The sequence below is a fragment of the Pedobacter sp. 22226 genome, assembly GCF_052045455.1.
Classification (GTDB): domain Bacteria; phylum Bacteroidota; class Bacteroidia; order Sphingobacteriales; family Sphingobacteriaceae; genus Pedobacter; species Pedobacter jeongneungensis.
In genome coordinates this window covers 264,781-284,907 of sequence record NZ_JBQEPB010000006.1, presented here as the reverse complement: position 1 = coordinate 284,907, position 20,127 = coordinate 264,781, and the positions used below count along the sequence as shown (strand labels likewise).

9 protein-coding genes are annotated in these 20,127 nt (G+C 43.3%); 3 read left to right on the top strand and 6 right to left on the bottom strand.

Going from position 1 to position 20,127, the window contains the following annotated elements; translation table 11 throughout:
• Positions 1-4: 4 nt before the first annotated feature.
• Complete coding sequence (locus tag ACTJKC_RS15885; RefSeq protein ID WP_344854009.1) at positions 5-826, top strand: universal stress protein; 822 nt, start codon at positions 5-7, stop codon at positions 824-826.
• A gap of 651 nt (positions 827-1,477) precedes the next feature.
• Positions 1,478-2,632: a PepSY-associated TM helix domain-containing protein gene (locus ACTJKC_RS15880; RefSeq protein WP_440793398.1), complete on the top strand. Its 1,155-nt coding sequence runs from the start codon at positions 1,478-1,480 to the stop codon at positions 2,630-2,632.
• Between the two features lie 205 nt (positions 2,633-2,837).
• On the opposite strand, the gene ACTJKC_RS15875 is transcribed toward ACTJKC_RS15880, so the two are convergent.
• Both ACTJKC_RS15875 and ACTJKC_RS15870 read right to left on the bottom strand, forming a co-directional pair.
• Positions 2,838-5,255: a TonB-dependent receptor domain-containing protein gene (locus ACTJKC_RS15875; RefSeq protein WP_440793396.1), complete on the bottom strand. Its 2,418-nt coding sequence runs from the start codon at positions 5,253-5,255 to the stop codon at positions 2,838-2,840.
• 100 nt (positions 5,256-5,355) lie between these two features.
• Positions 5,356-6,090, bottom strand: a complete 735-nt coding sequence (locus ACTJKC_RS15870) for a hypothetical protein (RefSeq protein ID WP_440793394.1) — start codon at positions 6,088-6,090, stop codon at positions 5,356-5,358.
• Between the two features lie 246 nt (positions 6,091-6,336).
• On the opposite strand from ACTJKC_RS15870, the gene ACTJKC_RS15865 reads away from it, so the two are divergent.
• Positions 6,337-6,693, top strand: a complete 357-nt coding sequence (locus ACTJKC_RS15865; protein ID WP_344850272.1) for a response regulator transcription factor — start codon at positions 6,337-6,339, stop codon at positions 6,691-6,693.
• A 21-nt stretch (positions 6,694-6,714) separates the two neighbouring features.
• Here the strand turns inward: ACTJKC_RS15865 and ACTJKC_RS15860 are convergent, their stop codons facing one another.
• The 4 genes from ACTJKC_RS15860 to ACTJKC_RS15845 form a co-directional block, all read right to left on the bottom strand.
• A complete protein-coding gene (locus ACTJKC_RS15860) occupies positions 6,715-8,667 on the bottom strand; it encodes a PAS domain-containing sensor histidine kinase (protein WP_344850270.1) in 1,953 nt (650 codons plus the stop codon).
• A gap of 264 nt (positions 8,668-8,931) precedes the next feature.
• Positions 8,932-9,267 (bottom strand): hypothetical protein, encoded by a 336-nt coding sequence (locus ACTJKC_RS15855; RefSeq protein ID WP_344850269.1) that lies wholly within the window; start codon positions 9,265-9,267, stop codon positions 8,932-8,934.
• 348 nt (positions 9,268-9,615) lie between these two features.
• A complete protein-coding gene (locus ACTJKC_RS15850; RefSeq protein ID WP_344850267.1) occupies positions 9,616-10,476 on the bottom strand; it encodes a PorP/SprF family type IX secretion system membrane protein in 861 nt (286 codons plus the stop codon).
• Between the two features lie 14 nt (positions 10,477-10,490).
• Positions 10,491-20,096: an MBG domain-containing protein gene (locus ACTJKC_RS15845; protein ID WP_440793391.1), complete on the bottom strand. Its 9,606-nt coding sequence runs from the start codon at positions 20,094-20,096 to the stop codon at positions 10,491-10,493.
• Positions 20,097-20,127 lie beyond the last annotated feature (31 nt).

Below are 20,127 nucleotides of genomic sequence, written 5' to 3'. Positions count from 1 at the left end.
AAAAATGAAACAGATACTTGTAGCAACAGATTTTTCAAGAAGTGCCGGAAATGCCCTCTCCTATGCATTGGCAATGGCAAAAACGCTGAAAATGGAAGTTGTGGCCATTCATGCCATCCACCCTACCGAAGGTATAAATAACAGCACCTACAATGCCATTTTTATCGAATCGTACTACAGAAATAAAAGGGTTGCTTTAAAAGAATGGGCCGAAAACATCAGTCAGAAAGATAACCTCACCGATGTAAAACTCGAAACCATATGCGATGTAGGCTTTTTAAAAACGGTAATTACCAAACATACCGAAAATAACCCTGTAGAATTATTGGTAATGGGCATTACCGGTGCTACAGGTATCAGCGGAATTGTGGGCAGTAACGCCAGCATGGCTGTTACCAAAATGAGAATCCCGACGTTAATTGTACCTCTGGAGAGCAGTTTTACCAATTTCCCGATTATTACGCTCGCCACTGATTATGAAACCGTGCTTTCGCCGAAAGACATTACCGCCCTCAGCGAATTGTTAAAAGCCTCGGGAACAAGAAAAATGCAGGTGCTTTATGTGGCAGAAAAATCAGATGAAGTTCACATTAAAACCGGAGAAAAAAGAATCAGGGAGCTGCTACCAGATACCGAGATAGAATTTAATTACATTATGCACAACAGTGCCCCAAATGGCATTATGGACTTTATTAAAAGTAATCACACCGATATTCTTTGTTTGGTTAAGCACCACCATAATATCATTTACCGCTTATTTACCAGCAGTACGGTTAACCAGGTGATGAACAAAACGGTGAAGGCTATTTTGGTATTACATGAATAAGAGGGAGTTTTGAGTTGAGATGGAAAAGGTAAGACGGATGATGGAATTGAATCACCAATGATCAGTTAGCGATGGCTTTAATAGTAAGCCACAGAGGCACGGAAACACGGAAAATTCAACTCGTGTTGTCATCCTGAGGGATAATTTATTTTATAAAAATCAATATGAATGACAGAAGAATCTTCGCGCAATGATAAGCCGCTAAGTTCGTCATTGCGAGAAGGCTTTTTCAGCCGACGAAGCAATCTTTCTTGCTAGCGATCATTGTTAGAAAGATTGCTTCGTCGTTCCTCCTCGCAATGACGACCTTTCTAAATCTGTCAATGGTAGCTTGTCGAAGAATCTTTAGGATGGAAAAGGTAAGACGGATGATGGAATTTCAATGATCAGTTAGCAAATGAATTAGAAATTAACTATATCTTAATGTTCTTAATTCCTTAATGGTGAAATTATTTATTGATAAAAATCAGTGACAGTTTTTGGCAAATGGCAGCCAGCATGAGGTCGTCATTGCAATTAAAACCTTACTACCGGCAGTATGTAATAATATTATAGCAGAGGCAATTCAGCGCAGAATCTTATTTTAATTTATTCTAAATTAACTTACTTTTGCTGCTATAATTCTATCTTAAGATAGCCAACAAACATTTCATGAGCTTAGGCACAATCAAAAAAACTGTAGCTAAAAAAAACGCATCAAAATCTCTCCTTAGTAAAACAGTTTCATTTCTTCACCTCTGGCTCGGGCTTTTGGCAGGAAGTGTGTTGATTATAGTCGCCTTAACGGGCTGCATCCTCTCTTTTGAAGATGAGCTTACCCCCTTGCTGTTTTCGAAAGAACAACAGGTAACACCAAAAGCCGAACGCTTACCGGCAGATTCGCTGGTTTCCATTGCCAAAACAAATTTTCCCAAAAAGAAAATCTTCAGGATGATCTTACCAGCTGAACCCAACAGAAGTGTAAAAGCAACTTTTGGTACCAAAAAGGCTGGCTATGATTATGTGTACCTTAACCCTTATTCTGGTGAAATCCTTTCAAAAGGAAAAGAAAATAAGCGTTTTTTCGTTGTTGTACTCAATCTTCATCGTTTTTTACTTGCCGGAACGGTTGGAAAAACCATTACAGGCATTTCTTGTGCCATTACTTTTTTTATGACAATTAGCGGGCTTTATCTCTGGTGGCCGAAAAACAGGAAAGTATTAAAACAGCGTTTAGTTGTTAAGCAAAATGCTTCGTTTAAAAGAACAAACTGGGACCTGCATGCCGTGGGAGGTTTTTATGTAATGATTTTTCTTTTCCTCATCACTTTAACCGGATTGATCTGGAGTTACGATTGGGTGGAAAACATGATGTTTAAACTTACCGATGGAAAAATTTCAAAACCCGAAGTGGTGAAACAACCTGAAGTAAAAGGAACAAAGGAAGCTGGACTTTATGAAAAAATCATATCGGCAACCAACACGATTTATGCGCATCAGGGTGATTTAACCATAAATTTCCCTGATAAGAAGGATAAGCCTGTATTGGTGTCGAAAGAAAACGGCGAAGCAAGAGTAAATACAACAGATCAGGCTTATTTTAACAACCGCAATGGCGAACTGATCGAAAAACGTCCGTTTACAGGTTTAAGTTTGGGTAATCAGCTTCGTAAACTGAACAAACCGATCCATACAGGCAGCATTTTTGGCTGGCCAACCAAATTGCTGATGTTTATTGTGGCATTATTAACAGCATCATTACCAATTACCGGCTTATTCATTTATTTAGGCAGAGGTAAGAAGAAGAAAAAGGCAGTTATAGCTTAATAAAAAAGCCGTCATCTCCAAAACGAAGCGAATGTAGATCCTTCGACAAGCTCAGAATGACAAGTAATATAAAATAGCCGTCATCTCGAAAACGCAGTGGAGCGAAGATCTATCCCGAGACAGGTTTTGCTTCGCAGCGCCTTCGGGTTCTCGACTACGTTGCACTCCGCTCGAAATGACGGCATTGTGGAAAGTTTTCCTTCTCTTAAAACTTCAATATAAAGTTTCCGGTAAATCTTGCTGGAGCCTGTGGCGTTAGGCGTACAGACCAGGCTTTTTCACTCGTCAGGTTATCTACTTTAAATCCGATACGGAATTTAGCATGATCGTAAAAAACACTTGCATCAAATATTTTATACGATGGAATAATAAATCTCGATAAACCACCTGTAAGCGTTGGATAAGTGTTGATATAATACGACTGGTCGCCAATGTTGCCTCCTACACCTGCACCAAGTCCTTTAAATTTACCCATTGGAATACGGTAGCTCACCCAGAAGTTATACGTGTTTGGCGGGCCGGTTACCCCCGGACGAAGGCCATTATTGCGTGGATCTGCAGCTGCAGTAACTTTACTGTCGTTATAAGCATAACCTGCCACAATATTTAAGCCATCAAAAGGATTTGCTGTTAATTCTACTTCCAATCCCCTGCTTAATTGACCGCCGTCCTGAATAAAAAAGTTAACCGGATCTACAGGATCAGGGCGTACAATATTTTTAACCTTAATGTCGTAATAACTGATGGTACCCACCAGGCGGTGATCAAACAGATCGGCTTTTGCACCAAATTCCATCTGATCGGCATATTCTGCATCTACCCTGCTGCCATCGCTTTTAAGTCCGCTTTTGTTAAAAAAGCCGTTCATGTAATTACCGAACAACGATAAATGATCTTTATACACTTCATAAACCAATCCCAGTTTTGGTGAAAGGTTGGTTTGTCCATAAGGACTGTTCGCAGCAGTAGCCGTAGCAATACCACCAGAAAGTTGCCCGGTAATAATGTTGTAAACCCCTTTATTCTGGAAACGGTTTACCCTTAAACTCAACATGGCATTTAACCTGTCGGTGATACTAAAAACGTCAGAAACGTAAGCTGAATAGGTATTATCGCCATTGTATTCTTTCCTTAACGTACCTCTGGAAGTTAACGAATCTACTTTAAACTGGCTAATGCGATAAGAAGCGGGTGTATTGATAAAATCAACATCAGTTGGCCAGTTTACAGTAACACGGTCGAAATCGTTAAAATTGTTATAATAATCTACACCAACCACCATACGGTTCCGATGACCGGCAATTTTAAAATCACCTACAAAGTTCTGCTGGATATCTGTAGCAATAAACTGGGTATAGCCATTAATAATTTGCGGACGTATGGTGGTTTCAGACCTTGAATTTAAAGCTGTAATATTTCCACTGATTGACGAACGTGCCCTGGAGATAACAGTTTGCGAAGTCCACTCTTCTGAAATTTTATAATTAATCTGCCCAAAAATGTTCATCATCTGTGTTTTGTAAGGCAGATCGTTGCTCAGGAAGGTTTTATTATACGGAAAACCACTATCTGCAATTGATCTGGTAATTTCGGCAACGCCTGCAGGAACAGCAGTGTAAGGATTATACCTCACTACCGAAGTTCCGGTAGCCTGACCAAACTCTACATCAAGCAATAAAGATAAACGATCGGTAATCTGGTAAGAGAAACTAGGTGCAACACTTACGCTGTTTGTAAAACCCTGCTCCTGAAAGCTATGTTCCCAGGTGGTAGCTCCGTTTAAACGAAACAAAGCAGTTCTATCGGCATTAATTGGTGTATTTACATCTACGGTTAACCTGTTAAAATTCCAGCTTCCGGTAGTGTAACCTACTTCGCCACCAAAACCGTTGTAAGGTTTTTTGGTTACACGGTTGTATAAACCACCATAACTGCTCGAAATGCTGTTACCGAAAAGTGTAGTAGATGGACCTTTTATGGCTTCAATACGTTCTAAATTGGCCGGATCGATAAACGAAAAAGCTGCTCCGGCAACCCCGTTACGTGCATTTGGCTCAGTATCGAACCCACGCGAGCGGAAAGTAACACGGCCCTGGTTGGCAATCATCGGGATACCTGCACCGGGAACGTTTTTAGCGATGCTTCCTAAATCAACCGCCATCTGTTCCTGAAATAATGCTTTCGGAACGGAGTTGTACACCTGCGGATTTTCGAGATTTTTAAGTGGCAAACGGGCAATGTACACACTTTCTTTCTGCGTAAATTTGTTGGTTGCACCTGCCACGGTAACCTCTTGCAATGCCTGTACATTTTCCTTTTCCAAACGGTAATCTGCAGTGGCAGTTTCGCCTGCTACAACAGTTACTTTTAAATCTTTTTGAGGAGAACCCAATACCTGAATCCTTACGGTATAACTTCCGGGAACGATATTAGAAAAAAAGTAATTTCCCTGCTCATCTGTAAGGGTTGTTTTATTGATTTCTAAAAGGGAAACCGATGCCGAGGCATAAGGCTGGCCATTTACCAAACTTACCTTACCGGATATTTTTCCGGGGGCTTGGGCAAAAACGGTGTTGCCTGCAAACAAAAAGCAGGACAATAACATGAAGTAAAAAAATTTCATTAAATGATAATTATAAGGATGTCTGAATATTCGCGCAAATATAAAAACATTATTTATAATTAGTCTAAATAATTATGAGGGATTAGAAATTTAACATCATCTATTCAATAAACAGACAATAATTACACCTGTGGCGGATACCTGAATAAGCAACTCCCTGATAACTGCCCCCTTTCGGATCAACCCAATCTAAGCGAATAATATACATTCCTTTCGTGGCAGCCGAAAAAAGCGCGGTTCCCTGTTTATCCAATACCAATTCTTTTTCCCAGTTTTCGGGGTTAAAAACCCTGAGTTTAGTTTTGGCCTTTGCCGGAACGTTATTTTGAAAAGCTTCAACTTTAATCATTTTGCCATCTTTTGTAATGGTGAGATCAAGAAATTGCATTGGCGTTAATTGTACTTGTGCCAAACCTACAACATATTGGCTGCAGAGATAATCAACCGGCAGTACATTTTCTCCGCCAATTGCAGACCGGTCTACCACGGGGTGAGTATTATTGATTCCCAATATGCGGTATGTGCCCTTATTTTTTGGTGTAAATGAAGTTTCCCAGCAGTCGGCTTTCTGGTTGATTTGGAGGATCGTTTTTATGCCGGAAGGATCGATCAGGCTAAAGCTGAACGCTGCCGCAAGCTGAAGTTCTTTACCGGTTTGCCTGTGGCGGATCCCTAAATCATCAATATTGCCATAAATGAGCTGAACGGTTACTTTTTCGCCGGCTTTTCCCGAACCTTTAATTTCCATCCAGTAAGCACTTGCATGACTTAAAAACGGGATAAAAATAAAGCCAAGCAGGATAAAGATATTTCTTGCTGCAGATGTGGTTTTCATGTGGCAAAGATATGAGATCGAAGTAAGTTATTTGAAAAATGATCAAATGAAAGAATGCACAATAACCAATTAACCAATGACCAATTAACAAATGACCAATGAACCAATGAACCAATGACTAATGAACCAATGACCAATAAACGGCTTCCCCAACAAAAATGTTAAATAAAATACAGAATTTCTTAAAACAAATTATCTTTATTGCGGATTGTCTATCCGATACACGAACTAATATGTACTAACTATATGGGAAAAAAAATCAGCATTCTCGAAGATGATCAGGGAATCAGGGAAATCGTTGAACTTATTTTTTCGCAGGAAGATTATGAAGTTACAGGCTTTGCAAATGTAAATGATTTTATGAGCAGAAAATGCAATACAGTGCCTGATCTTTTCCTGCTTGATGTAATGCTTCCTGATGGAAATGGCCTGAATGTTTGCGATATGTTAAAATCAGAAAAAGCGACCAGTAATGTGCCTGTACTGATGATGAGTGCACATGCAGACCTGATTACGATGAAAAACCAATGTAAGGCAGATGGGTTTATTTCTAAACCATTCGACATTGATCATTTAATTAATATGGTAAAAGAGACCATTTAGAAAACATCATCAGCGCAACATTTATTCTTCTTTTTCACCAAGCGGAAGCGTAAAGTAAAAATTACTGCCCTGTCCGGGTTCACTTTCTACGCCAATTTCGCCACCGTGGCGCTGCACAATATCTGCACAGATAAAAAGCCCTAAACCAAGGCCCGAAACCTGGGTACCCCTTTCATCGGCCCTGAAATAGCGGTCGAACAGGTGCGGAAGTTTATCAGCAGGGATTCCGGGGCCATTATCGCGGACAGAAACCTTTACCATCTCACCTAATGATTTTATGCCCAGAAAAATCTCCCTGGAGTCTGGCGCATATTTTACGGCATTGTTAACCAGATTAACCACAACCTGATCAATACGGTGTTCATCGGCATAAACCATTAGGCTTTTATCGCCTTCTAAAATCAATTCGTGACTACCAGATTCCCTTACGTGGATACAGCATTTTTCGAGCATATCGCTAAGATTAAACCAGTTCTTTTTAAGGCCAACATGCCCCTGGTTAATTTTGGATACATTGAGCAGATCATCTACCAGTTCGGTAATTTTATCCATACTCCGGGAAGCCTGATCAATCACTTTTGGAAAAAGCACTGTATTGGGATTTTCGCGCATCCTTACCAATAACTGAAGCGAAGCTTTTAATGTGGTTAAAGGGGTTTTGAGTTCGTGACTGGCAATTGAAATAAAATCGTCTTTTTGCTGTTGCAGGGCTTTGTACACGGTAATATCCATCACCGTACCAAGCGTGCGCAAACGGTTTCCGTTTGCATCAAAATAAACTTTTGCCTGAAACCTGAGCCATTTTAAAGGCAGGCCTTTGGGGATGTACCTGGCCTCGTAAAAAATCCGCCCTGTTTTCCTGGCTTCCTCATGTGCCAGAACACTTAAATGGACATCATCGGGGTGATAATGATCAATAATGGTTTCGCGGTTTACTCCATTTCCAAGACCAAAAATTTCATCAAAACGGGCTGAGCCCACCAGTTCGCCAGTTTTATAATTGAGGTCGTAGGTGCCTATTTCTGCTGCTTCTACCGCAAGGCGGATGCGTTCTTCTACTTCTTCTACTGCATGCCGGGTGCGCACTTTTTCGGAGACATCGATACCAACCACCATTACTGCAGAAACGTTTCCTGACAGGTCACTTACAGGTTCATATACAAAATCGACAAAAACCTGTTCCGCCAATCCGTTCCGGATAAGCGTGAGCTCCGCTTCTTTTGCAAAAAATGCTTCGCCCGACTGAAAAACTTTCTCCATTACCGGGGCGTAAACTTCGGCTGCTTCGGGCACGCCATCCCAAATGGGTTTTCCATCCAGTTGAGTACGTTCTTTTCCCACGAGTTCTAAATAGCGGTCGTTTAGTTCAGTCACTACCAAATCATTTGCCCTGATTACACAAATGGCAAATGGAGCTTGCTGGATCAGGCTCCTGAATCTTCCTTCGCTAAGTTCGAGTAAACGTGTCGATTCGGTAAGCTCTTCATTCGTTGTGGCCAGTTCCTCGTTGCTGGCGGCAAGTGCTTCGTTTATGGCTGCTAATCTTTCATTGTTTTCTACCGCTTCTAAACCCATCCGGCTAATGTTACTTGCCGATTCTACCAGCTGGGTAACATCTGTTGCGTAACAAACTACACCTATCACTTGATGATCTGCATCCTTAACGGGCTGGTAGGAAAAGGTATAATAAAAAGTTTTGAGCTGGCCGTCAATCATCAGGTCGGCACGATCGTTTACCGCGTAATAAGCTTCTCCCGTTCTCATTACCTGGCGTAACAATGCTTCAAAAGGCTGACCATCAATTTCAGGAAGTGCTTCTAAAAACCGTTTGCCAATTACAGAAGCATCTTTTCCCCAGGCTTTTAATGTTGCGGCATTTGCCAAAGCAACGCGAAGTTCTTCACCAAGGATCAGGTATATAGGGTAAGGTGAGCCTTCAATAAGCCCGGCCAGAATTTCTTTATCAAGGATCATAATAGGGATAAATAGCAAAACAACGTTTTGAACGTGATATGCCCGTTACGAAGTTAAAAAAGAAGTGGAAATATTGCTAATGCCTGATGGATAATTTTGGATGGAGGTTTTCGGTTTACAGTTACCGGTTAACAGTTTTCAGTTAACAATTTTCAATAACCAATTAACAAATGATCAATGACCAATAAACAAATGACCAATGACCAGGAAACTAAGAACAATGACCAATAAACTAATGACCAATAAACCAGTAAACGAGAAAAACTATTTATCTTCCTCGCCGGCAATGCCCAGGTTACGTACCACGTTGAGCACACCGGTTTGCCAATGCAGGTAGCCCAGCATTCCGCAGATATCAATTACCTTTGCTTCAATTTTCGAAGGCACATCATTCACTACGCGGAAGCGGATTTTATATTTCGGATTATAACTGATGTAAATAATGATATCATCGTTACGCTCACCAACATCAGCAAGAAAGGCAAGATGTTGATCGCGCAGCTCATCAGCCGCTTGCTGCAAACGTCCATTCATTAATCTCGAAAGTGCTTTATCAGGAACAAAATCTGTCTCCAGGATAGCCAATACCGTAACGACCATGAACGCAAAAGTAAAAACCTAAATCATACCTGCAAATACAATCTCTCAAACTACTGAAAATGAGCCTGAATAATTTTGCAGATTCTCTTACAAATGGCAAAAAACGATAAAAAGGAGTCGAAAAGGATATATTTGCCCCTCTATTCGTGGTTTGGATATAATTAACAGATTATTCTCCCTCAGACGAGTACTCATCAGCTTATGCATTGCGATTAGAGAAAACAGTTTAACAGACCTTTTATTGATAGATCAGCAGTATTTCTGCTGTCTGTTTTAGTCAAAAAAAAACGGACACCAAATGGCGCCCGTTTTTATAAATTTATCGTATTGGTTTAACGCGTAGGTTTGTTACCAATTGATACCTAAATTGATTTCGAAACTTCCTGCAGTATAACCGCTTAATGCACCGGTTTGAGTAGTGTAAGAAGTATTAATGGTGTATTTCTTTTTGTAATGTAAGCCTACGCCAAAACTTGCGGCTTTACTGGTATGGTACATGGCTGTAAACAGTACCTGTTGGTTAGCAACACCAAACTGACCGCCAACATCAACAATATCTGCGATTTCTGTAAATGAACGGTAAGCTACCTTTGGCTGAAAAACATTATCGCCCAATTGGAACTTGTAACCTGCTGAAGCATATACCACAGGGGTATTGATCAGTTTAAAATTATCTCTTTTGAAATAATTTTTCAGGTTTACCATGGCCACATCGGCATTAAAGCCTTTAGTGGTTAGCCCCACTCCGAAGTCTCCATCAAAATATGTTTTATGGTCGGTATTGTAAACACCTATCTGACCATCGTTAGGGTTACCAATAAGATCCTGCATATCTATCCTCTGGTTCATAAAACCTGCTGATAAACCGAAGTGTAATTTAGCCGATTCACTGAGAGGAAGATGATATGCATAAGTTGCCAGGATACGTGTTTGCCTTTGCAAACCAGCCTTATCAAGGTTCATGTTTAACCCAACGCCTACCCTTTCCCAACCGTAGGTAGCGGTAAGGTTCTGAATCATAGGTGCACCAGGCACATCGTTCCACTGCGAGCGGAAAGCAAGATCTAAATCTGCACCTTCTGCTACCCCGGCCATTGCCGGGTTAGCGAGATAGGTATTATTGAAATATTGGTTTAACAACGGACTGGTTTGTGCGCTTACCTTCGAAACCCCGATAAGAGCAAGCAGTATCAATATTTTTGTTTTCATCGTTTTCATTTTTCTTAACGGTTTCTGATAATCGTGATAAATCCTTTTTGAACAAGTTTATCTGGTCCATAAGTTATGATGTAGTAGTAGGTACCTTCGGCAAGATCGTTTCCGCCAATTGTTCCGTTCCAGCTGTTATCATATCCTTTTTTATTATACATTTCTCTACCATTGCGGTCGAATATCCTCACTTCGTTGCTTGGATACATGTCGATGTTTTGTATAATCCAGGTATCATTCACACCATCGCCGTTAGGTGTTAAGATGTTATTGGCTACAACTTTGTAATCTTCGTTCACTTTAATAGTGATTGTTGATATACTGCTACATCCGCTTGCATTGGTTACACGAACCGTATAAGTTGTGGTTTGTGCCGGGCGGACAGTAAGTGTAGCTGTGTTCTGACCACTAATGATTCCGCTTGCTGCAGACCAGCTGTAGCTTGTTCCACCACTTGCTGTTAATATTGCAGTTTCACCTTTACTGATCTCAGTACCTTTATTGCTTACGATGTTTGCCGTTGGAAGCGCGTTAATGGTTAGGGTACCATTTACATACACAAAACTATAGTTGCCTGCCACAGCATTTGCCGGAACGAGTGCGTATGTACCGGCTACATTTCTGTTTGCCGTGGTGGTTACGCTAGGTTTAGTGCTTAACGAACTTTCGGTATCGCCTGCTTTAAAGCCACTGTATGTTACTGCAAATGTTGGGAAACCGTCAGACTGACACATTACTGCATTGCTCGCCGTAACGGTAAGTACTGCTTTGTTAATGGTGAGATTAGCGCCTACATAAGTAATTGCATAGTTGCCGTTTAAGGCAACTGTACCCTGATTAATGGCATATGTACCTGCGTTTTCTCCAGCTGTTCTGGTTAAACTTCCGCTAAAGCTATCACCTGTTTGTAATGCCGGAGCAAAAGTATAGGTTAAAGCAGGATCGGTATCGCCATAGGTTTTACTCATCGCTGCCGCAGTTACCGTAATGGTTTTAGCGCTTATTGTAAGGTTGGCACCAACATAAGTTAAGGTGTAGTTGCTGTTTAAGGCAAGTGTACCCTGATTGATGGCATAATTACCTACATTTTCACCAGCTGTACGGGTTAATGATCCTGTAAAGCTATCGCCTGTAATCAACGCCGGAGCGAATGTATAAGTTAAAGCCGGATCGGCATCACCATACGTTTTGCTCTTAGCGGTTGCGGTTACGGTGATCGTTTTCTTAGTGATGGTTAAATTAGCACCAACATAAGTTAAGGTGTAATTAGGATTTAAAGCTAATGTACCCTGATTGATGCCATAAGTACCGATAGTTTCTCCAGCTGTTCTGGTCAGTGATCCTGTAAAGGCATCAGTACCTACCAATGCCGGAGCAAAGGTATAAGTTAAGGCAGGATCAGCATCGCCATAGGTTTTGCTTTTCGCTGCTGCGGTTACCGTTACTGTTTTCTTACCGATGGTTAAATCAGCACCAACATAAGTTAAGGTGTAATTAGGACTTAAAGCTAACGTACCCTGGTTAATGCCATAAGTACCGATATTTTCGCCAGCTGTTCTGGTCAGTGATCCTGTAAAGGCATCAGTACCTACCAATGCCGGAGCAAAAGTATAAGTTAAGGCAGGATCAGCATCACCGTAAGTTTTGCTTTTCGCTGCTGCGGTTACCGTGATCGTTTTCTTACCGATGGTTAAATCAGCACCTACATAAGTTAAGGTATAATTAGGGCTTAAAGCTAATGTACCCTGGTTGATGCCATAAGAACCGATATTTTCACCAGCTGTTCTGGTCAGTGATCCTGTAAAGGCATCAGTACCTACTAATGCCGGAGCAAAAGTGTAGGTTAAGGCTGGATCAGCATCGCCATAGGTTTTGCTTTTCGCTGCTGCGGTTACCGTGATCGTTTTCTTACCGATGGTTAAATCAGCACCAACATAAGTTAAGGTATAATTAGGACTTAAAGCTAAAGTACCCTGGTTGATACCATAAGTACCGGTGTTCTCACCAGCTGTTCTGGTCAGTGATCCTGTAAAGGCATCAGTACCTACCAACGCCGGAGCAAAAGTATAGGTTAAGGCCGGATCAGCATCGCCATAGGTTTTGCTTTTCGCTGCTGCAGTTACCGTGATCATTTTCTTACCGATGGTTAAATCAGCACCAACATAAGTTAAGGTATAATTAGGACTCAAGGTTAATGTACCCTGGTTGATACCATAAGTACCGATATTTTCGCCAGCTGTTCTTGTCAGTGATCCTGTAAAGACATCAGTACCTACCAATGCCGGAGCAAAAGTATAGGTTAAGGCCGGATCAGCATCGCCATAGGTTTTGCTTTTCGCTGCTGCGGTTACCGTGATCGTTTTCTTACCGATGGTTAAATCAGCACCAACATAAGTTAAGGTATAATTAGGACTTAAAGCTAACGTACCCTGGTTGATGCCATAAGTACCGATATTTTCGCCAGCTGTTCTGGTCAGTGATCCTGTAAAAGCATCAGTACCTACTAATGCCGGAGCAAAAGTATAGGTTAAGGCCGGATCAGCATCGCCATAGGTTTTGCTTTTCGCTGCTGCGGTTACCGTAATTGTTTTTGGAGAGATCACCAAACTTCCTGTTGCCGCAGTAGCGGTATAATTGTTATTGGTTAACGTTGCCGAAACTGCATAAGTACCAGCCGCCGTTGGAGCAGTTGATAAACCATCATAAGTAATGCTTACTCCGGTTAAACCTGAAGGGCTGGTTGTTGCTGTTGCTGATTTCGGAGCGCCGTCGAACACCTGCGCTAAATTACCCAGGGTAATGGTTGCATTTGCTTTATTTACGGTTAATATTTGTACTACATCTGTGGCTGGATCATAACCTGAACCACCAGCTTGTGATGCGGTAATATCTGCCGTACCAGCACCTGTAATTGTTAACACATTACCGCTTATAGTAGCTACCGACGTGTTACTTGAGGTATAGGTTAGCGGTAAACCAGAACTAGCAGTTCCAGTAAGCGTTAACGGACTGTTTCCAAACGTTTGTGCTGGAAGCGCTGCGAATGTTATGGTTTGCGCACTTGTAATTGATTCGATTGTAAATGCTTTTGAAGCTGTTTGGCTACAACCACTTTCTGTTACTGTAATCACAAAATTAAATGTACCAGATGCTGTTGGTGTTCCGGTGATGTTACCGGCACTGCTTAATGTTAAGCCTGCAGGTAAATTGCCGGTGGTTACAGCATAAGTATAGCTTCCATTTCCACCTGTGGCATTAATTGCCTGAGTATAAGATACCGCAACGTGAGATGAAGGAAGACTCGCAGTAGTAATACCCAATGCTGCCGGTTGTGTAATGGTAAAGCTTTGTGTGGTTTGGCAAAGGTTAGCATCTGTAACTGTTACAGTATAGGTACCTGCAGCCAGGCCTGTAGCCGTTGCAGCAGTACCCCCGCCTGGAGCCCACGAATAGGTATATGCGCCGGTACCGCCGGTTACATTAACTGTAGCAGTGCCGGTTGAACCTCCATTACAAAGCACATTTGATTGTGCGCCAGCTGATGCAACAAGCGCTGCCGGCTGCGTAATGGTAAAGCTTTGTGTAGTTTGACAAAGGTTGGCATCTGTAACTGTTACGGTATAGGTTCCTGCGGCCAGGCCTGTAGCCGTTGCAGCAGTTCCCCCGCTTGGAGCCCACGAATAGGTATAAGTTCCGGTACCGCCGGTTACATTAACTGTAGCCGAACCGTTGCCTCCACCATTACAACTCACATTGGTTTTCGCTCCAGCTGAAGCAACAAGTGCTGCTGGTTGTGTGATGGTAAAGCTTTGTGTTGTTTGACAAAGGTTGGCATCTTTGATGGTTACGGTATAGGTACCAGCAGCTAAACCTGTAGCAGTTGCCCCTGTACCACCGCTAGGTGCCCATAAATAAGTGTAAGCTCCTGTTCCGCCGGTTACATTAACTGTAGCCGAACCATTGTTGGCACCGTTACAAATGATATTGGTTTGTGAAGGAGTAACAACAATTGCTGTTGGCTGGGTAATCGTAAAGGTACGGGTAGCTGTACATAGATTTGCATCTGTAATGGTTACCGTGTAAGTACCAGCTGTAAGGCCTGTTGCACTAGCGGCAGTACCGCCACTTGGCGACCATGAATAGGTATAACCACCAGCTCCGCCGCTTGCAGTTACCGATGCACTACCATTAGCTCCGCCGTTGCATGAAAGATTGGTTTGTGCACCAGTTGTGGTGATTGCCGTTGGCTGGGTAATGGTAAACGTACGGGTTGCTGTACATAAATTTGCATCTTTAATGGTTACCGTATAAGTACCTGCAGCAAGGCCTGTCGCCGTTGCAGCAGTACCGCCACTAGGCGACCATGAATAAGTATAACCACCAGCTCCCCCACTTGCAACTACCGATGCCGTACCGTTAGATCCGCCATTACATGAAAGATTGGTTTGTGCACCAGTTGTGGTGATTGCAGTTGGCTGGGTAATCGTAAATGTACGGGTAGCTGTGCATAGATTTGCATCGGTTATAGTTACGACATAAGTACCAGCAGAAAGGCCTGTTGCCGTTGCAGCAGTACCGCCACTTGGCGACCATGAATAAGTATAACCACCAGTTCCGCCGCTTGCAGTTACCGATGCACTACCATTAGCTCCGCCGTTGCATGAAAGATTGGTTTGTGCGGCGGTCGTAGTAATTGCTGTTGGCTGGGTAATCGTGAACGTACGGGTTGCCGTACATAGATTTGCATCGGTTATAGTCACGACATAAGTACCAGCAGAAAGGCCTGTTGCCGTTGCAGCAGTACCTCCACTTGGCGACCATGAATAAGTATAACCACCAGCTCCGCCGCTTGCAGTTACCGATGCCGTACCGTTAGATCCGCCGTTGCATGAAATATTGGTTTGTGCGGCGGTTGTAGTAATTGCAGTTGGCTGGGTAATGGTAAATGTACGGGTAGCTGTACATAGATTTGCATCTGTAATGGTTACCGTGTAAGTACCGGCAGAAAGGCCTGTTGCCGTTGCAGCAGTACCGCCACTTGGCGACCATGAATAAGTATAACCACCAGCTCCGCCACTTGCGGTTACCGATGCCGTACCGTTAGTTCCGCCGTTGCATGAAATATTGGTTTGTGCGCCGGTTGTAGTAATTGCTGTTGGCTGGGTAATGGTAAAGGTACGGGTTGCCGTACATAGATTTGCATCTTTAATGGTTACCGTATATGTACCTGCAGCAAGGCCTGTCGCCGTTGCAGCAGTACCGCCACTTGGCGACCATGAATAAGTATAACCACCAGCTCCCCCACTTGCAATTACCGATGCCGTACCGTTAGATCCGCCATTACATGAAAGATTGGTTTGTGCGCCGGTTGTGGTAATTGCCGTTGGCTGGGTAATCGTAAACGTACGGGTTGCCGTGCATAGATTTGCATCGGTTATAGTTACGACATAAGTACCAGCAGAAAGGCCTGTTGCCGTTGCAGCAGTACCGCCACTTGGCGACCATGAGTAAGTATAACCACCAGCTCCGCCACTTACAGTTACCGATGCACTACCATTAGCCCCTCCATTGCATGAAAGATTGGTTTGTGCGGCGGTTGTGGTAATGGCTGTTGGCTGGGTAATCGTAAACGTACGGGTAGCTGTACATAGATTTGCATCTGTAATGGTTACCGTGTAAGTACCAGCAGCGAGGCCTGTTGCCGTTGCAGCAGTACCGCCACTTGGCGACCATGAATAAGTATAACCACCAGCTCCGCCGCTTGCAGTTACCGATGCAGTACCGTTAGTTCCGCCGTTGCATGAAATATTGGTTTGTGCGCCGGTTGTAGTAATTGCTGTTGGCTGGGTAATCGTGAACGTACGGGTAGCTGTACATAGATTTGCATCTTTAATGGTTACCGTATAAGTACCTGCAGCCAGGCCTGTCGCCGTAGCGGCAGTACCGCCACTTGGCGACCATGAATAAGTATAACCACCAGCTCCCCCACTTGCAACTACCGATGCCGTACCGTTAGATCCGCCATTACATGAAAGATTGGTTTGTGCGCCGGTTGTGGTAATTGCTGTTGGCTGGGTAATCGTAAACGTACGGGTAGCCGTGCATAGATTTGCATCGGTTATAGTTACGACATAAGTACCGGCAGAAAGGCCTGTTGCCGTTGCAGCAGTACCTCCACTTGGCGACCATGAATAAGTATAACCACCAGCTCCGCCACTTGCAGTTACCGATGCACTACCATTAGCTCCGCCGTTGCACGAAAGATTGGTTTGTGCGGCGGTTGTGGTAATGGCTGTTGGCTGGGTAATTGTAAACGTACGGGTTGCTGTACATAGATTTGCATCTGTAATGGTTACCGTGTAAGTACCAGCAGCAAGGCCTGTTGCCGTTGCAGCAGTACCACCACTTGGCGACCATGAATAAGTATAACCACCAGCTCCGCCACTTGCAGTTACCGATGCAGTACCGTTAGTTCCGCCGTTGCACGAAATATTGGTTTGTGCGCCAGTTGAGGTAATTGCTGTTGGCTGGGTAATGGTAAAACTTTGTGTTTTGGTACAGCCATTTGCATCAGTTGCAGTTACTGTCCAAACACCTGCGGTAAGACCGGTTACACTACGGGTTCCATCGCCGGTTGGCGTACCAGGACTCCAATCATATGTAATCGTTCCTGTTCCTCCTGTTGCAGCTGTAACACTCGCAGCACCGTTACTTCCACCAAAACATGAAACATTTGTTTGGCTTTGTAAATTAAGGCCACTAATTGCGGTTGGTTGGGTAATGGTAAAGGTACGTGTAGCCGTACAAAGATTTGCATCTGTTATAGTTACAACATAGGTACCAGCAGCGAGGCCTGTTGCCGTAGCAGAAGTACCGCCACTTGGCGACCATGAATAAGTATAACCACCAGCTCCGCCACTTGCAGTTACCGATGCCGCACCATTAGTTCCGCCGTTGCATGAAATATTGGTTTGTGCGCCGGTTGTAGTAATTGCTGTTGGCTGGGTAATCGTAAAGGTACGGGTAGCCGTACAGTTGTTTGCATCGGTTATAGTTACAACATAGGTACCGGCAGTAAGGCCAGTTGCCGTTGCAGCAGTACCGCCACTAGGCGACCATGAATAAGTATAACCACCAGCTCCGCCGCTTGCAGTTACCGATGCACTACCATTAGCTCCGCCGTTGCACGAAAGATTGGTTTGTGCGCCAGTTGTAGTAATTGCCGTTGGCTGGGTAATGGTAAAACTTTGTGTTTTGGTACAACTATTTGCATCCGTAACGGTTACAGTATAGGTACCTGCTGCTAAGCCAGTTGCCGTAGCAGCTGTGCCACCACTTGGTGACCATAGATAAGAATATGGACCTGTTCCTCCTGTTGCAGATACAGTAGCAGAACCATTAGTTCCGCCGAAACATGAAACGTTAGTTTGGTTTAAAGCAGTTGTGCTAATCGCAGTTGGCTGGGTTACCGTAACATTTACAGTACCTGTACAGCCGTTTGCATCGGTAATGACAACCGAATAACTACCAGCTGCTAAACCTGTTCTGTCTTCGGTAGTAACTCCACCACCCCAGTTAAAGGTATATGGTGCAGTACCGCCTGCTGGCGTAAGGTTGACAGCCCCGTTTGTGCCACCATTACAAGCAATATTGGTTACTACTGTTGTTCCTGATACCGCTGAAGCAGGTTGAGTTACCGTAACATTTACAGTACCGGTACAGCTATTGGCATCGGTAATGATTACCGAATAACTACCAGCCGCTAAACCTGTTCTATCTTCGGTAGTAATGCCTCCACCCCAGTTAAATGTATATGGAGCCGTACCACCTGTTGGCGTAAGGTTAATTGATCCGGTTGTACCGCCAAAACAAGCAATATTGGTTACAACTGTAGATCCAGATATAGCTGTGGGCTGAGTTACGGTAGCAGTAACTGTACCTGTACAGCCATTGGCATCGGTAATAATAACCGAATAATTACCAGCAGCCAAACCTGTTCTGTCTTCGGTAGTAATACCACCGCCCCAGTTAAAGGTATATGGTGCAGTACCACCAGTTGGCGTAAGATTAATTGAGCCATTTGTGCCACCATTACAGGCAACATTAGTAATTACCCTGGTTCCCGACACTGCTGAAGCAGGCTGACTTACCGTAACATTTACAGTACCTGTACAGCCGTTTGCATCGGTAATAATAACCGAATAACTACCAGCTGCTAAACCTGTTCTGTCTTCAGTAGTAACACCACCACCCCAGTTAAAGGTATATGGTGCTGTACCGCCTACTGGCGTAAGGTTGATAGCCCCGTTTGTGCCACCATTACAAGCAATATTGGTTACTACGGTAAATCCTGATACTGCTGAAGCGGGTTGATTAATGGTAATACTTCTTGTAATTTGTGTAGATTCATTATCTGTTATTGTACAGGTATAAGTTCCAGGACTTAAACCGGTAGCTGTAGCCCCGGTTCCTCCCGATGGCGACCATGAATACGTGTAAGGCGTAGCGCCACCTGTTATGCTTACTGTTGCCGTACCATTGGAACCACCAAAACAAGATACATCAGTTTTACTTATTGTTGCTGATAAAGCGGCATTGGTGGTAAAAGTTAAATCTGATCCATAACTTGTCCCTGCTGTATTGGTAGCATAAGCCCTGAAATGAATAAGCGTTCCGGCCGGTAAACCAGAAACAACACCACTAAAAGTACCCGTTCCGGTTCCATTGGCAACTTTATTATTAGAAATTGTTGGGTTAGCCGTTGTTGCCCATACAATACCTCTTTCTGTTACAGGCGTTCCGCCATCGGCAGTTACATTTCCACCCAGTGTAGCTTTTAAAGATCCTACGCCTGTTGCTGCACCTGTTGTAATGGTTGGTGTTACGGGTGTTGGCGTTTCAAATAAACGAAAATTATCAACAGCAAGCTCCTGCGACCCCGCAGCATTTGCATGGCAATTCATCCTGATATTTAAAAGCGATCCGGTTCCCGGAATGTTTACGCCAAATTCTGCAAAAGCATAAGATAAACTTGCGCCATCTCCTTGTAAATCACCAGTAGTTTCTAATTGAAGTGTACTGGCAGATCCTGCATCATTTGGTGCCAGGTTGGCATAAAATGCTATTGCCCTCACCCATGGACCGCCATCAATCTGATATTCGAAAGCCAGAAAATCCTGTGCAGGTAACGCTGGAGGTACCACATTATTAAAGTTAGATCCTTGCCATGCACCAAGTGGGTTAGCAGCAAAAAGCCCCTTAAATGATAAACCTGTTTTTCCACTAATGTTGATATTATTCCAGGTTACCTGTTGGTTTGCAGGGATAGAATTATTAGTATTAGTTGGACCTTTATCAATATCCTCGCCTGCAAAAAATTTAATACCCTGATAACCATTATAAACACCGTTTTGCAGATTCAGCTGAGATGGGATTGCTCGTGTAAAGTAGGATGTCCATGTTGGACTTCCATTGTTAAATTCAACAGAAGGAACCCTTGTCCCGGAACTTGGCGCTCCGGTATCCTCGAAGGTATCGCTCCAAAATTGGATCTGTGCGCTGGCTCCCATGTAGAAGAAACAGAGGAGCAGTGTAAAAATTAAAGTAAAGTTTTTTTTCATAATTCCAGAGTTTAAAAATTGAATTATTGTT

Bases quoted from the DNA above. Each gene is read 5' to 3' on its own strand.
- ACTJKC_RS15865 (WP_344850272.1), top strand. From the start codon at position 6,337: ATGGGAAAAAAAATCAGCATTCTCGAAGATGATCAGGGAATCAGGGAA.
- ACTJKC_RS15885 (WP_344854009.1), top strand. From the start codon at position 5: ATGAAACAGATACTTGTAGCAACAGATTTTTCAAGAAGTGCCGGAAAT.
- ACTJKC_RS15855 (WP_344850269.1), bottom strand. From the start codon at position 9,267: ATGGTCGTTACGGTATTGGCTATCCTGGAGACAGATTTTGTTCCTGAT.
- ACTJKC_RS15850 (WP_344850267.1), bottom strand. From the start codon at position 10,476: ATGAAAACAAAAATATTGATACTGCTTGCTCTTATCGGGGTTTCGAAG.
- ACTJKC_RS15845 (WP_440793391.1), bottom strand. From the start codon at position 20,096: ATGAAAAAAAACTTTACTTTAATTTTTACACTGCTCCTCTGTTTCTTC.
- ACTJKC_RS15875 (WP_440793396.1), bottom strand. From the start codon at position 5,255: ATGAAATTTTTTTACTTCATGTTATTGTCCTGCTTTTTGTTTGCAGGC.
- ACTJKC_RS15860 (WP_344850270.1), bottom strand. From the start codon at position 8,667: ATGATCCTTGATAAAGAAATTCTGGCCGGGCTTATTGAAGGCTCACCT.
- ACTJKC_RS15870 (WP_440793394.1), bottom strand. From the start codon at position 6,090: ATGAAAACCACATCTGCAGCAAGAAATATCTTTATCCTGCTTGGCTTT.
- ACTJKC_RS15880 (WP_440793398.1), top strand. From the start codon at position 1,478: ATGAGCTTAGGCACAATCAAAAAAACTGTAGCTAAAAAAAACGCATCA.